This is a genomic window from Glaciecola sp. SC05 (genome assembly GCF_041380235.1).
Lineage (GTDB): Bacteria > Pseudomonadota > Gammaproteobacteria > Enterobacterales > Alteromonadaceae > Glaciecola.
Map to the genome: position 1 here is coordinate 1 of NZ_JBGIYY010000024.1, position 13,499 is coordinate 13,499.

A 13,499-nucleotide genomic window follows, 5' to 3' on the forward strand; every position below is an offset into this window, starting at 1 on the left:
ATATGCTGGGGCTTTTTTTATGCCTGTAATTACATGCTTGAATATCGATATTGAAGCCAAATGGGTTGGCAATTCAGTTATGTTACTTTTGAACGACTTTTCTATTGCAACATAAAACCATAAAAATCAATAGGATGGTTGAGCATTGATGGTTTGTGTTTGTTTATGTATGAACCACGAGACAGATCTTAGTACTGAAGTAAGCAGCATTTCTCTAAAGATGCTCTAAGTTACTAATAAAGAATAAGAAAATTTAATTGGCACAATAAATGTAATAGCTAGGATGAAGCATCATTGTTGATGCAATTCAAAACGTTGATAGAAAGGAGACTAATATGTCATTCTCAACTAAGTTAATTGCTAGTGTGTTATCCATAATTTTTGTGGCTAGTTTATCGGTAAATGCTACTGCGTCAGACGATCTCTTTAATGCGCTTGACGTTGACCAAAGTGGTTCAATATCAAAAGCAGAGGCGAATGCTCACTCGGGGCTGAGCAATATGTTTAATGAAATCGACGTAGATGGTGATGGTGAAATCACATATGCCGAATTTATTGCCGCAGGCCTAGAAGAGTAAAACAAAGCAATAACAAAGCGGAAGTTTGAGGCTTCCGCTTTTTATCAAAGCTTTATGTTACTCGTTTACTGAAGTGTAAATGTCCTGATGTTTTTGTAAACCATACTTTTCTTTCAAATCTTTAATTAACTGTGTATTTTCCATCGAAAACTGGCTTATCTGCTCTAAGACAAGCACGTGTTTTTGTGTCGAAAGATGATAGGTAACACGCGAATTTGGAAGGTTTTTATTGATGACTAAACTCGATAGAGATGGGTTATTTGAGATTATATATTGACCAGCATTGTATTCAACATCAGCAGCAGTTGCAGTACCCGTCTTTACACTATGTAACGCCATCTCTAAGTCTCTGGCTGGCATAGAGTATATTCCATATTCCTCAATAGGTGTCATCCACGTCGCGGCGCTATATCCAAACGGTATGCTAACTGATGTTACTTCCGACAGTAAAATTTCTTGATTAAAGCTGTCTACAAAAGTCGCACTTATGGCTTCAACGATTGCTTTACTATAAATGTTGTTGTCTTTAACTGGCTTATGAGCCGTCCAACTTGGATGGTCAGGATAGACAAAATCAATCGCGCCACTCTCTAATGCGGTTTGCAGGCGTACAGGAGGAAGAACAATGTACTCAAATGAGTAATTATATTGTTTGGCAAATGCTTGTAAAATCGCCCAACTTACGCCCTTGTCTGTTGGGCTTTGAAAATTAAAGCTAGGATAATGGTTTAGGCTAGACACCCCAATTTTTAGCACGGTGTTTTTTCCAAGTAAATCACTTGAAGTAACAGGCTGATTTGCAGATGCGTTGAGACCATTCAAACTAAAAAATAGTAGAATTATACAAAACACATTACGCAATTGGGGCAACAGTTTGCTCATTATCAAAGAGGATCTCTAAACCTAGTATATAAGTTATCGGTTTAATTAGTATTTTATTAAGTTGAATCATTAAAATGGTAGGCTTTAGCATGTTAACGAATTACCTAAATTCACGACAGCTTAAATCTAATTTTGTTAATAACCGCGTTTGATCAACTAATTTTCCAGCGATCACGTGGATCACATTACCATCTCCGCGCTCTAAAATCCCATTCACTTGAAGTATTTTAGCATTTAGATAAGCTTTTTTTTGAGCACGTGCAGAATTTTGCCAAATAATGACATTTGTATTCCCAGTATGATCCTCTAAGGTAATAAAAGTCACTCCTGCTGCGGTACCAGGACTTTGTTTGCAGGTTACGACGCCAATGACTGTTACAAGGCTCCTGTGAGTTAGGTGATGTAATGCGTTAGCGGTAATAAATTTTGGTAGTAAATTAGCTTCTTGCAGCATGGCAATAGGATGCTGCTTGACAGATAAACCGGTGCTTGAATAGTCTTCGACCAGATCATCAAATAAATTAGGTTGACGAATATAAGCGACATTGTCTATCGCAGGTGTAGCTTGCGCAAAAAGTGGCAGCGTTTCGCTTTGATTCATCAGTTCCCATCGCGCCTCAAATCGGTTTTTTGATAAGCATGCGAAGGCATTAGCGCTTGCCAATGCTTGTACACACGAAGTAGGCAGGTTTAGCTGCCTTAACTGGTGTATAGAATCAAGCTTGCTTTGGTTGCGATACTTAAGCAGTGCAGTAATGGAACTGTGTTTTAAACCTTTAATTAGGCGCAGTCCCAAACGAATTGAATACTGACCATGTAAGTATACTAAACTGTGATCATGCACTGAATTTTGCACGCAACACGGAAGTACTTCAATCTGATGATGCTTGGCATCCTGGACAATTTGTGACGGTGTGTAAAATCCCATAGGCAAAGAATTAAGTAAACCGATGTAAAATATTTCCGGATAGTAATGTTTTAGCCAAGCAGAAACATAGGCCAATACTGCAAACGATGCCGAATGGGATTCAGGAAAGCCATATTCACCAAAGCCGCATATTTGCTCAAATAAACGTTCAGCGTATTGAGCACTGTAATTGCGAGAGGTCATGCCTTCGATAAGCTTACTGCGGAACTTGTGTAGTGCGCCGTTCTTTTTCCAGCTTGCCATTGCTCTTCGCAGTTGATCAGCTTCACCACCGCTAAAGCCTGCAGCCACCATAGCTAGTTGAATTACCTGCTCTTGGAATATCGGCACCCCCATCGTTCTTGATAGTACCGCTTCGATTTCGGGTGACGGATAGCTAACCGGCTCTATACCTTCACGGCGGCGTAAATAAGGGTGCACCATATCACCCTGTATTGGACCGGGTCTAACAATGGCTATTTGCACGACTAAATCATAATAACAACGAGGTTTTAATCTTGGTAGCATCGACATTTGTGCCCGAGACTCTATTTGAAAAATACCAACCGTGTCGGCCTGCTGGATTTGTGCAAAAACCTGTTGGTCATCGCCAAGCTTAGTAATAAAGGGGATACTGCAGTCTTGATGGTAGTGAGTCTTAAGCAAATCAAAACATTTACGAATAGCGGTTAACATGCCCAAGGCTAATACATCTACTTTAAGTAGTTTCAAACTCTCTAAGTCGTCTTTGTCCCATTGAATAACCGTACGATCAGCCATTGCTGCATTTTCTATTGGTACTAATTTGTATAAGGGCCCTGATGAAATCACAAATCCACCAACATGTTGTGATAAATGCCGAGGAAAGCCAATAAGCTGCTCTACTAGAGTGATAAAGCGGGTAGCAAAAGCCGATTCTGGCTCTATACCGAGCTCACCTAATTGCGATTGCCAGCTCAAGGCTCGGTCTCTGCGATTGACATTCTTAATGAAAAAATCTAAATCGGTGGCGTTGATGCCAAACACCTTACCCACCTCTCGCAGAGCACTTTTAAAGCGATAGCAAACTACGGTTGCGGCAAGTGCGGTGCGCTCTCGACCATATTTTTGGTAAATATACTGAATCACTTCCTCACGGCGCTCATGTTCAAAATCTACGTCGATATCGGGCGGCTCGTTGCGTTCTTTTGAAATAAAGCGTTCGAACAGTACGCTAATTTGCCTAGGATCTACGGCAGTAATTTCTAAGCAATAGCACACCACCGAATTGGCGGCTGAGCCTCTGCCTTGATAGAGAATATTTTGCTTTTTTGCAAACTGTACAATGTCATAGATGGTTAAAAAAAAGTGCTCATAAGATTGCTCTTTAATCAGCGTTAACTCTTTTTCGATAATGTTGCGAATGTCGTCGCTGAGCCCTTCGGTAAACCGAAGCTTAATGCCCTTTTCGACTAAATAACGTAAATACTCACTAGGAGTCATCCCTTTTGCGACCACTTCTGCAGGGTATTGGTAGGCGAGCTCCGACATATTAAAGTGGCAGCTCTTTGCAAGTGTGGCTGCATTCTCTAGCCATTGTTTTGGATATAGCTGCTGTAGTTTAGCTAATGGGCGCAGGCTGCTTTCAGCGTTTGCATGCATGTGCCGACCAAGTTGTTTAACCGTAGTGCCGTTTTCAATAGCTTGTAAGCACTGCTGCAGGGCTAGGCGAGATGCGTCGTGCATGCATGCTGCTGAGGTTGCGATAATTTCAAGGTGATGTTTTTCTGCAAGGTGTTGGCAGTCTTCAAGATAGCCTTCTTCGTTGGCGGTAAGCCATCTTTTTAAAGCTAAGAATAAGCGTTCTTTAAAGTGTTTTTGTAACCACGTAGCCCATTTTTCATCTTCTGCTGATTGCCCGCTAGGAAGCCACAAACATAGGCAGTGCTTAATACTTTTTAAGTCCCACTCTGACAGACTGTATTGACCCTTGCTTGCGCGCCTTCGAGCATTGGTAATGATACGACAGCACTCTGAATAAGCCTGTTTATTCGGGCACAATAACACCATGCTTTGCTTATTGAGTTTAAATAAACTGCCAACAATCAACTTAATTGGAATATGGTTATTTTTAATTTCGGTGTATGCCCGCACAACCCCAGCCATTGAGCATTCATCGGTAATGGCAATTGCCTGGTAGTTTAAAAAATACGCCTGACGCACGTACTCCTCTGGGTGTGAGGCACCATACAAAAACGAGAAGTTTGACTGACAAACAAGCTCAGCAAAGGGCGTATGAATACTTTTATTTATAGGTTTAGACAAAGTAGCCATGCAAATACCACTGTTGCTCAGGCGTTTTGAACATCCATATTTGCTGACCTTGCTCGCTTTGCCCAATGTAATAATCGCGGCTAATACTGTTGTCGTCCCACCAACCGCATACGATGCGCTCAGGCCCTTTAAGTACTTTTACCTTTTTGTCTAGGGGTTGAGGTTGTCGCAATAATAAGCCTGGTCTGTCGGCAAAGATGCTCTGCTCGCTTTTTTCATGAACAGTATTGAGATGCGCAGATGTGAGCGTACCTTGCTCGGGGCGAAAGTCTTCAACAAATTTGAGGCCGCATATTTTATGTTCACCCAGTTTACTCATTAAGCGAGAAAGCAAAGACATGGCAGCTACGTGTGTCGACTTACTTGCAAAGAAATCATCATGGGTAAGTTCAGCCACTTCGTGTCGATGGCAACGTAGCTTGAGTGCATATACGGGTGATTGAAAACTCAGTTGCTCTAATTTGAGCTCAATAATACTGAGCCAGTCTGCGCTTCGGTAAATAGGCATTGCGCTGTCAAAGGTTACCGGTAGAGGCGCATGTTCGCGCTGATAAAAATCGATGTGTATTTGTAAGCATCGCGCATTGCGCACATATAAAAAATCGCTGAGCTTATTCAGGGCATGGATAATAACCGGTCGGAGCTTGTCAGCTAAAGAGATGTCGTAGAGTAGCTCGATATAATCGTCGTATTGGCTCAAAGGCTTAAAAAAGCTCACGCGAGACGGAGCTTGGCCACGTAGCTCTGACACCACATCTAATGATACGCGACTAAGTCGATTAGCCAGCTCGGATAAAGGCACACGATTGAGTTCGGCCATGCTATGAATACCAATGCGTTTGAGTTTTTCAAGATCTTTTAGCTCGATGTCAGATAAGCTCAGCGCACATATCTGTAATGCGTCGTTGATTGTGCTGCGCTCTTCGGTGATGACTCCCGTTCCGTGTTTCGCCATAAGCTTGGCTGCCTGAATAGAAAAAGCCGCTGCACTTTGGTATTCGTAACCTTGCTTGCTTAGGCATTGCTGTATGACTTGCCAGTAAGGTTTTATCCCACCGTATAGCGACAGCATATTCTGTGCTCGCAAAATTAAGCCTTGAGGCGGTGCCAGTACAATATCAGAGGTGAGTAAATACAAGGCATTAGCCAAGTGTTCAAGGGTGTTGTTTTCAACTTCAGGGCGGTATTCATGCAAGGCTAAATCAGGGTAAAGCAAACTTGCACTAGCCAAGCCCATACCTATTTGGATGCCGCGAGCCTGTGCTGCAGCATTTATTTGTACGAGCTGATTGTGTTTTACTTCATAAATTGCGCGGGGCTCGGAGATCACTTTAGGATCGCTAATTTGACTGTGCTCAATCACATTTAGTTGGAGTCGGGTAAAGTGTAGATAAATCCACAAGGAGCGAGTGTCAAATTGCATCTTAGATCAGCTCGGTTAACGCTTAGCATGGATATTAACTACGCTGCCTATAGGTATGGGCTTAGGTCGAAAAGCCGGACCTGTGCGACACTTAAAAGGAAGCTTTATACTGACAGAAGGTTTTGCCCAACCGACTTTTTGCTTGTTAATTTTAACCTGTAGTTGCTCGTTTTCTCGCCGCAGTGATAGCGATAGACTAAGGGGCAAATTGCTTGTGGCGTGTTCGCTATTGTCAAACCAAAAACAGTGACTTGCACCGTGCAAAGTCGCTAGTTCGAGTTTACGTATTTGTGTATGTAAGAGCTTTTTTTGCCATATAAAGATGCCTTCACATACCCCGCTTTTAGCGCATTGCTCAGCGCTCCAAAGTGCTTCGTCGTCAGTATCGGGATAAATGACTACCAGTTGTTCTAAGGATATATTTTCGCTTAACAAAAACTCTGCATTTAATTGAAACGGTGGTGCAATAAATATCCAGAGTTTATCACGAGTGCGGCTGATTTTTTTTTGCAGTACTTCCAGCATTAAGCGCAGCTCGCCACAGCCTAAGTAGCTGTTGATATGGATCATGCCAGCGCTTGGAAAACCACCTGATAATGCTTTATCTAAGGCCTCATAACCGGTTTCGAGTCGCGTGCTTTGTGCAGATGTTTGCTTGGCTTTTGCAGCTGTCCATATCCATTGCTTACTTTCTAGTTCGTGTAAAAGTGGATTCATATGACACTCTAAAATACTGTATATATGTACAGTATAAATACTTTGTTTAAGTGATCAACCGTTTCTCAAATTTATAAGGCTAAACGAGCTTAAGTGATTTATTTAACAAGGATTATTGTTGAAAGGAGGTCTTAATATAAAAGATAACGGAACATGGATGTTCTTATTAATCAGCACATAAACAGAGTATTAGGATGCTGATCAGCATCCGCTTTATAAGGCTTGTTACGAGGTAATATGTATTGGCTAGGTTTTACGAGCACTTATCTTAGACTTCGTTTACCTAGCTTTTGGATATTGCTAAAACACAAAACCAGCACGTAGGCTGGTTTTATATCTACTAAAAAATAGTGGCTTAGCGTATTTATGGGTAATAGTGTCTATTATTTGATAATTTTTTGACTATCAAGTAAATACAATTACATCGGTAGCGGTATGGCGCTGTTGTTTAAAGTTGCTTTGCCGTCTTGCAAAGTAAATGACATGCTGTAGCCATTTTCTGTTTCTGTAAATAAGCCCTGCTGCAGCAAGCCATCTAAAGTCATTTCACTTTGCTGTGCGATGAGTTGCTCTAGTTCAATAGGATCCATCTCTGCAATTTGTGGGTTGCCGGCAAGCTGCTGTTTAACTACCATGGCGGCAATAAATTTGGCTGCACTATCATCTATGTTTAGTTGCGTAGTAGACTGCATATGCTGAACCCAAAAATCATTATTTTCCATGGTGTCCGGTAAGCTATTAACACCTGCAAGTTTGTTGCTCGATGTGAGCTCTATGTTGCCGTTGTTTAGCACGGCATTAAGTTTGCTAACGTTCAGCTCAGGCTCAACTTGAAGCTGACCTAAAAGGTGGGTTTGTATGGTTTGTTGCATGATTTCTTGGGCGCGTTGTGGCGTCTGCATAATGTCTTTATTCATCTGCTGGTATGCCATAAAGAATGGTTCGTGCAAGTTATTTACCTCCATCACCATATTTGCATCGCTTAAAGTGAAATCTGCTGTAGTCAGTGTTGCTAGCTTCACTTCTAGGCTAGAATCGGCTAAGCCTGCATCTTGATCAAAATCGATGGTGCTGCTTAAAGACAGCTGCTCGAGTAGCGAATTTGTATTGTCGATCAAATTTTCAATTTTCACTTCTTTAAGCGTCATTAATGCAGCGCCGTCATAAAAGCTGCCTTTGATCATCTCAGTGATAGAGCTTTGCGCATCAAAAGAAACAGCCAAATCATTCAGCTCAAAACGGTATACATTCGGCAAATTCATACGTATGTTGCCCGGACCGCCTGCATATATCACTGAATCATCCGACAAGTAACCCTTGCCTTGCCAGCCTTCTGTCGACGCAGTCAGGTTGATTGATTCGTCGGTATAGGTCATCGCTGCGATGCGATCTTGATAGCTGGTACCACCAAATAAGCCCATTTTACCAAGTGCCTGGTATACGGGGCCATCTTCTAGCACCTTAAGTGAGGGTGGCAGTTCATCTACTACAAGGGTGACGGCCCAGTCTAACCATCCCAAGCCCATACCGTTTTTAGTCAATACCGGCCCATGCTGAGCTTGCGCTTGTAAGTTGATTTTCCATTCAGGTAACTGCGAGGCACCAGCTAAACCCTGAAATTTGAGCATTACTTGGATATCAGCGACTGTAGAAAACCATGATTGTTCGCGGTTAACAATACTTGCTTGATAAACACCGGTTTCGTTTACCGCTGCTATGTAATTATCCAATCCTTGATTGAAAGTATTTCCGGCAAATTTAGGCCCAATCAATGCCACACTTAACAGTAAGATAACGATGATAAAGAGAAGTTTTTTCATGAAAACGTCCTTGTTAAAAAATAAGCCGCTTGATGCTTATCATGGTCAGCATCAAGCAATTATGGTGGATATGGTTAAAGTAAGTAATGCGTAATAACGAAAATGTCGGTGCTTAAATACCGAGCCCTATGATTTTGCTTGCTCGCTAGCAATAAAGTCGTCGATATTACGCTCTAATATAAATAGTGGTACTGAGCCGTGCGCGAGTACAGCATCATGAAAGGCGCGTAAATCAAACTTATCGCCGAGTGCGTCTTCAGCTCTTTTGCGTAATTCTTTGATTTTTATTTCCCCGATTTTATAAGACAGCGCTTGTGCTGGCCAGGAGATGTAGCGATCAATTTCAGTGCGTACGTTGTGCTCGCTGAGTGCGGTATTTTCAAGCATGTAGTTCATGGCTTTGTCACGACTCCAGCCAAATACATGCATGCCGGTATCCACGACGAGCCGACAGGCGCGCCACATTTCATAGCTTAGACGCCCAAAATTATCATATGGGTCTTCATAAATACCCACTTCTAAGCCCAAAAACTCTGAATACAAACCCCAGCCTTCGCCAAAGGCTGAAATATAAGTTTTGCGGCGCACGTTTGGTAAGCCTTCAAGCTCTGCTGCCAAAGAAATTTGGAAGTGATGACCTGGCACTGCCTCGTGCAGCGTTAAAGCTGGAAGGGCGTAAAGTGGACGTTTATCTAGTGCATAGGTATTGACCCAATAGTAGCCAGGCTGGTCATCGCTGCGCGGCGAGATATAGCGACCGGTAGTGTATTTAGGAGCAATGCTGTCGGGTACCGGCGCGACGCCATAGGGAATACGCGGCATTTTATAAAATAACTGTGGCAGGCGCGCATCCATTTGCTTTGAGATGTACGAGGCCACCATGATAAGCTCTTTAGCGCTTTTCGCATAAAAGCGCTCGTCAGTACGAAGAAACTGGATAAAAGCGTTGATGTCGCCATCAAATTCTAGGTCATCCACAATGGTTTGCATTTCGGCTCGAATGCGAGCAACTTCGCTTAAACCAATATCATGAATTTCTTTAGCGCTTAAATCGGTAGTAGTGTAGTGCTTCATTCGATTATTATAAAAAGCTTCACCATCAGGCCAGTTGGTGGCGGCAATATCAGTTTTGGTATTTACTTTATAATCGTTCACAAAAAAGTCATAGAAGGCTTGGTAAGTATCTCTCACCGCTTTGACTTTTTGTTCGGCATTGGCGCGTTGCTCATCACTGACTAAACCTTCTTTAGCCTTAGCTATTGGGGCATAGAATGGATGTTCTTGAATATTCTCAACAGTATAAGGCGTGATCGTGTCTTCATATCCAATCAATACCACTTGTGGTTGTGAATGCCCTACCGATAGTCCTTCTTTCATGTACTGCATGTTTAAACGCATGTTTTCTGGGATGGCGTCGAGTAAGTCAAAGTAGCGAGTAAGGTCCTCAGCAGTATTGAGTCTTGTATTTTCAGGAATGCGTCCAAGGCTGCTATGGAAACCATATTCAGAGGTGATTGGTACTCGGTACTCTTTGAAGGCAAAGTTATCCACATAATTGCGTAGACGATATTCTTGCATTAAATAGCTAATTTGCTCGGCATCGCTCAAGCTGCCCATATCAATTTGCTTCAATTGCGCTAGATATTCACTAAAGGTATCAAAGCGAGCCTGCATTGCCGGCATGCTAATATCGGTAAGGCTTGAAGACGGAGTTTTACCTTCAGAGCGAGCCAGACTAGGAAATTGAGAGACTTCATATTGCCAAATAGAGTCGAGCAAAGTGTTTAGGGTTTTAGAGCTCTCATTTTCAGCTTGCTGTGAGAATGCCAAACTGCTTGTTAAGGTAAGTAATATTAGCGTCAACCATCTTTTCATCGTCTCTACCTGTCGTTATTATTTTATGGTCACGCCAATATAAAACTTTACTTTTTTGGCGTATAAATAGGTGAATGAAGCGCGGTCACCTTTTCAGACAGCTGGCTTATTTTGGCGCTGCCCTGTTTCTCTACTAAGTCAATTCGAAGCACGTTGTGCATCGGAATATAGGTTCGTTTCACTTTCGAAAATTCATCTTTGAGTTTTTCATGAGTCGGATCAAGCACCAATTCAGTATGTTTATCCCATACAAAATCGGCAATTTCTACAAAGCCAAATACCTGGCTCGATACCAATTCACGTACATACAGTTCGTAACGCTCACCGCTACTGATAAATTGAATGCGATAAATAGCCTGTTGATTACTCATACTTTCCACAATAATAATATGCTAACGCTTGATTTGCTAGCCGGATACAGATAGCCCATAAGTAAGGCGAATTATTCAAATTTCAAGGTTCGGCTTTCACCAATTGCCATAATATCAAACTCTTCTTTATCAATGTCGTATCTTGCGCTTTGCAGACGCAGTTCATTTACCGGCGCCAATGGCATTTCTGCAGTCATCGGGAATGTACCCCAATGCATGCCAATAGAATACTGACTGTTGACATCTTTATGCACTTGTAAGGCTTCCTCAGGATTGACGTGATATTGCTGCATGAACCACCGCGGCTCATAGGCGCCAATCGGAATAATGGCTAAATCAACTTTCTCTAAATATCGTCCAATTTGCTTGAACTGCACATCGTTGTAACCGGTATCTCCGGCAAACCAAATTTTGCGTTGGTTAATCTCAATAGCCCAACTTGACCACAGTGTTTCGCGTCTATCTGAGGTGCCTCTCGCAGACCAATGTTGGCTCGGCAGTGCATGAATTTTATATCGCTTGGCATGCTCTGAGGTGTCCCACCAGTCCATCTCATGGATGTTTTGCTCCTGTACTCCACTATCTGAGAGAATGGGAATTAAACCGAGGGGAATATAAAACCTTATTGGATCCGACTGTTCAGCGGACTTTAGCGCTAAACGCTCTAAGGTTTCGGTGTCTAGGTGGTCATAGTGATTATGACTTATGATAACAATGTCGATGTGAGGTAAGTCGGCATAATCCATGGCATGGCGTACATAGCGTTTTGGTCCAGCAAAAGGTATCGGTGAAGCTCGATCGGTGAAAATAGGGTCAGTCAATATTGCTAATCCCTCGTACTGCAATAAAAACATAGAGTGACCGAGCCACGTCACCTGCAGTCCATCTTCATGAGTCAGTAAGGCGTCTATATCCACGTCTTGGATAGGAACATCATCGGCAAATTGTGCGTGATCGGCCCAGTCATCTTCACCTAAAAAGCGCATTCTTAAGAAGTCGAAAAAGCTTTTTTCGCTATCTTCTATGTATAAATTTCGAAAACCACCTTCGGTATGATGCGCCTTATTATTTGAAACAGGCTTAACAGAGCTCGAGGTGCAGCTAAACACTCCCATTATCATAACTAATATTAGTAGCCGCATCGCTGTCTCTTTATCTATTAGCATTAGCGCGCTTGGCTAATGTCCATGGTTTGTTTACGCAGATAGGTCAAATATAGATTCAATCAAAAGCGAAACGTCTTCATTGCCCTGCACGATATGATTAGACACAGCAAAACCTTGCGCTAGGCAGGTTAATTTTAAAGCCTGCTGTTCAACTTTGATGGTCATTGGTATTAGTCGATGTTGCTGTGCACGCTCTAATAGACCAATAAACTCCAACTGTAGCTGATCGTAAAACCAGCGAGCGTGATGTTGGATTGCGCTGTTTTCACTGCCCATCTCGATGATGAGCTTGGTAAGCAGGCAGCCTTTTGTATGAATTAACTGCTGATAACGTTTAAAGTATTCCTGAATACAAGTTTGCGCGTTTTCAGACTCATGTAAATATTGATTTAGTGGCAGTAAATGCGCTTGTAAATAATGATTGAGTAGTGCCTCGAAGAAGTCTTCTTTATTGTTAAAGTGCATATAGAAGGCACGTCGATTAAACTGCGTTTTTGCAATTAGATTCGCCATAGAGCAACCGCGATATCCTTGCTTAATCACCAGTGGTAAGGCTCGTTCTAGTACACGCTCTAGTTGATATTTGGGTTGTTGTGGCATGTAAAAGCAGTCTAATATATTGAGAATATATGTTCTTATAACGTATGTTGTTGATTATGGCAAGAGCTCAAGGGCTGGGCTGAACCGTTATCTGTATTTGATCAACACATTAGCGGGTTCTTTTTAACTGAGAGGCAAATTAAGACGCTATTGCCTACATAGCAAAACGCCGATAATTTGATTTACCGGCGTCTTTAGTAGATGGCTCAACAGCAAATTAGCATAGCTAGCCAAGCTAGCTTAAATTAAGCTACAAATAAGAGGCTTTGATATGCGCCCAGTGCTCATTAAACTGCTGAGTCGGACGGCGTTGAAACTGACTGCGAACGTATTGGTTAATTTTTCCGTCAACAAAACAAATTAACATATTGGCGACTAATGCTTCGTCTACCTGCAAAGACTTAGATTCGCGGAGTTTTCGCTCACGTAAAACTTGCTTTAACTGCACTTCAAGACGATCAAACAGTTGTGCAATGCGTTCGCGCAATCTTTCTTGCTCTCCCATTAAGGCATCACCGTTCAAAATACGTGTTATGCCCGGGTTTTTTTCTGCAAAACCCAATAGTAGATGCAATATCAACTGACAGCGATTAGCGGCGTCTTTTTCTTCGCTAATAATTTTATTGATGCGCGAAAACAAGGTTTCTTCAATAAATTCGATTAGCCCTTCGAACATTCTCGCCTTAGAGGGAAAGTGTCGATAAAGAGCGGCTTCTGATACGCCAACTTCTTCTGCTAGTTTTGCGGTCGTAATGCGCTGGCCGTGATGCGTTTCAAGCATTCCAGCCAATGATTGCAAAATCTGTGCTTTTCTATTTGGTTTTTTCGCTGCAGGCATTTTGTTTTC

The 13,499-nt window shown here is 42.2% G+C and carries 11 protein-coding genes; 1 reads left to right on the forward strand and 10 read right to left on the reverse strand.

Annotation, left to right across the window (positions count from 1 at the left end; translation table 11 throughout):
* The first annotated feature begins 335 nt into the window (after nucleotides 1-335).
* Nucleotides 336-578, forward strand: a complete 243-nt coding sequence (locus tag AB9H30_RS17590; protein ID WP_371196042.1) for an EF-hand domain-containing protein — start codon at nucleotides 336-338, stop codon at nucleotides 576-578.
* Nucleotides 579-635: 57 nt separating this feature from the next.
* Here the strand turns inward: AB9H30_RS17590 and AB9H30_RS17595 are convergent, their stop codons facing one another.
* From AB9H30_RS17595 to slmA, 10 genes are all read right to left on the reverse strand, one after another.
* Nucleotides 636-1,460, reverse strand: a complete 825-nt coding sequence (locus AB9H30_RS17595) for a hypothetical protein (RefSeq protein ID WP_371196043.1) — start codon at nucleotides 1,458-1,460, stop codon at nucleotides 636-638.
* 100 nt (nucleotides 1,461-1,560) lie between these two features.
* On the reverse strand, nucleotides 1,561-4,680 hold the full coding sequence (locus AB9H30_RS17600; RefSeq protein WP_371196044.1) for an error-prone DNA polymerase: 3,120 nt from the start codon (nucleotides 4,678-4,680) through the stop codon (nucleotides 1,561-1,563).
* A complete protein-coding gene (locus AB9H30_RS17605; protein WP_371196045.1) occupies nucleotides 4,664-6,103 on the reverse strand; it encodes a DNA polymerase Y family protein in 1,440 nt (479 codons plus the stop codon). The genes AB9H30_RS17600 and AB9H30_RS17605 overlap by 17 nt, the downstream gene beginning before the upstream one ends.
* 15 nt (nucleotides 6,104-6,118) lie before the next feature.
* A complete protein-coding gene (gene imuA, locus AB9H30_RS17610; protein WP_371196046.1) occupies nucleotides 6,119-6,820 on the reverse strand; it encodes a translesion DNA synthesis-associated protein ImuA in 702 nt (233 codons plus the stop codon).
* A 419-nt stretch (nucleotides 6,821-7,239) separates the two neighbouring features.
* Nucleotides 7,240-8,640 (reverse strand): DUF945 family protein, encoded by a 1,401-nt coding sequence (locus AB9H30_RS17615; protein WP_371196047.1) that lies wholly within the window; start codon nucleotides 8,638-8,640, stop codon nucleotides 7,240-7,242.
* A 126-nt stretch (nucleotides 8,641-8,766) separates the two neighbouring features.
* A complete protein-coding gene (locus AB9H30_RS17620; RefSeq protein WP_371196048.1) occupies nucleotides 8,767-10,515 on the reverse strand; it encodes a DUF885 family protein in 1,749 nt (582 codons plus the stop codon).
* A 47-nt stretch (nucleotides 10,516-10,562) separates the two neighbouring features.
* Nucleotides 10,563-10,886 (reverse strand): DUF1820 family protein, encoded by a 324-nt coding sequence (locus tag AB9H30_RS17625; protein WP_371196049.1) that lies wholly within the window; start codon nucleotides 10,884-10,886, stop codon nucleotides 10,563-10,565.
* Nucleotides 10,887-10,957: 71 nt separating this feature from the next.
* Entirely contained in the window at nucleotides 10,958-12,028 is a 1,071-nt protein-coding gene (locus AB9H30_RS17630) for an MBL fold metallo-hydrolase (protein ID WP_371196050.1), read from the reverse strand.
* A 54-nt stretch (nucleotides 12,029-12,082) separates the two neighbouring features.
* A complete protein-coding gene (locus AB9H30_RS17635) occupies nucleotides 12,083-12,652 on the reverse strand; it encodes a TetR/AcrR family transcriptional regulator (protein WP_371196051.1) in 570 nt (189 codons plus the stop codon).
* Nucleotides 12,653-12,902: 250 nt separating this feature from the next.
* Entirely contained in the window at nucleotides 12,903-13,490 is a 588-nt protein-coding gene (slmA, locus tag AB9H30_RS17640) for a nucleoid occlusion factor SlmA (RefSeq protein WP_371196052.1), read from the reverse strand.
* Nucleotides 13,491-13,499 lie beyond the last annotated feature (9 nt).

Bases quoted from the DNA above. Each gene is read 5' to 3' on its own strand.
- AB9H30_RS17595 (WP_371196043.1), bottom strand. From the start codon at position 1,460: ATGAGCAAACTGTTGCCCCAATTGCGTAATGTGTTTTGTATAATTCTA.
- AB9H30_RS17625 (WP_371196049.1), bottom strand. From the start codon at position 10,886: ATGAGTAATCAACAGGCTATTTATCGCATTCAATTTATCAGTAGCGGT.
- AB9H30_RS17615 (WP_371196047.1), bottom strand. From the start codon at position 8,640: ATGAAAAAACTTCTCTTTATCATCGTTATCTTACTGTTAAGTGTGGCA.
- AB9H30_RS17600 (WP_371196044.1), bottom strand. From the start codon at position 4,680: ATGGCTACTTTGTCTAAACCTATAAATAAAAGTATTCATACGCCCTTT.
- AB9H30_RS17630 (WP_371196050.1), bottom strand. From the start codon at position 12,028: ATGCGGCTACTAATATTAGTTATGATAATGGGAGTGTTTAGCTGCACC.
- AB9H30_RS17620 (WP_371196048.1), bottom strand. From the start codon at position 10,515: ATGAAAAGATGGTTGACGCTAATATTACTTACCTTAACAAGCAGTTTG.
- AB9H30_RS17635 (WP_371196051.1), bottom strand. From the start codon at position 12,652: ATGCCACAACAACCCAAATATCAACTAGAGCGTGTACTAGAACGAGCC.
- AB9H30_RS17590 (WP_371196042.1), top strand. From the start codon at position 336: ATGTCATTCTCAACTAAGTTAATTGCTAGTGTGTTATCCATAATTTTT.
- slmA (WP_371196052.1), bottom strand. From the start codon at position 13,490: ATGCCTGCAGCGAAAAAACCAAATAGAAAAGCACAGATTTTGCAATCA.
- imuA (WP_371196046.1), bottom strand. From the start codon at position 6,820: ATGAATCCACTTTTACACGAACTAGAAAGTAAGCAATGGATATGGACA.
- AB9H30_RS17605 (WP_371196045.1), bottom strand. From the start codon at position 6,103: ATGCAATTTGACACTCGCTCCTTGTGGATTTATCTACACTTTACCCGA.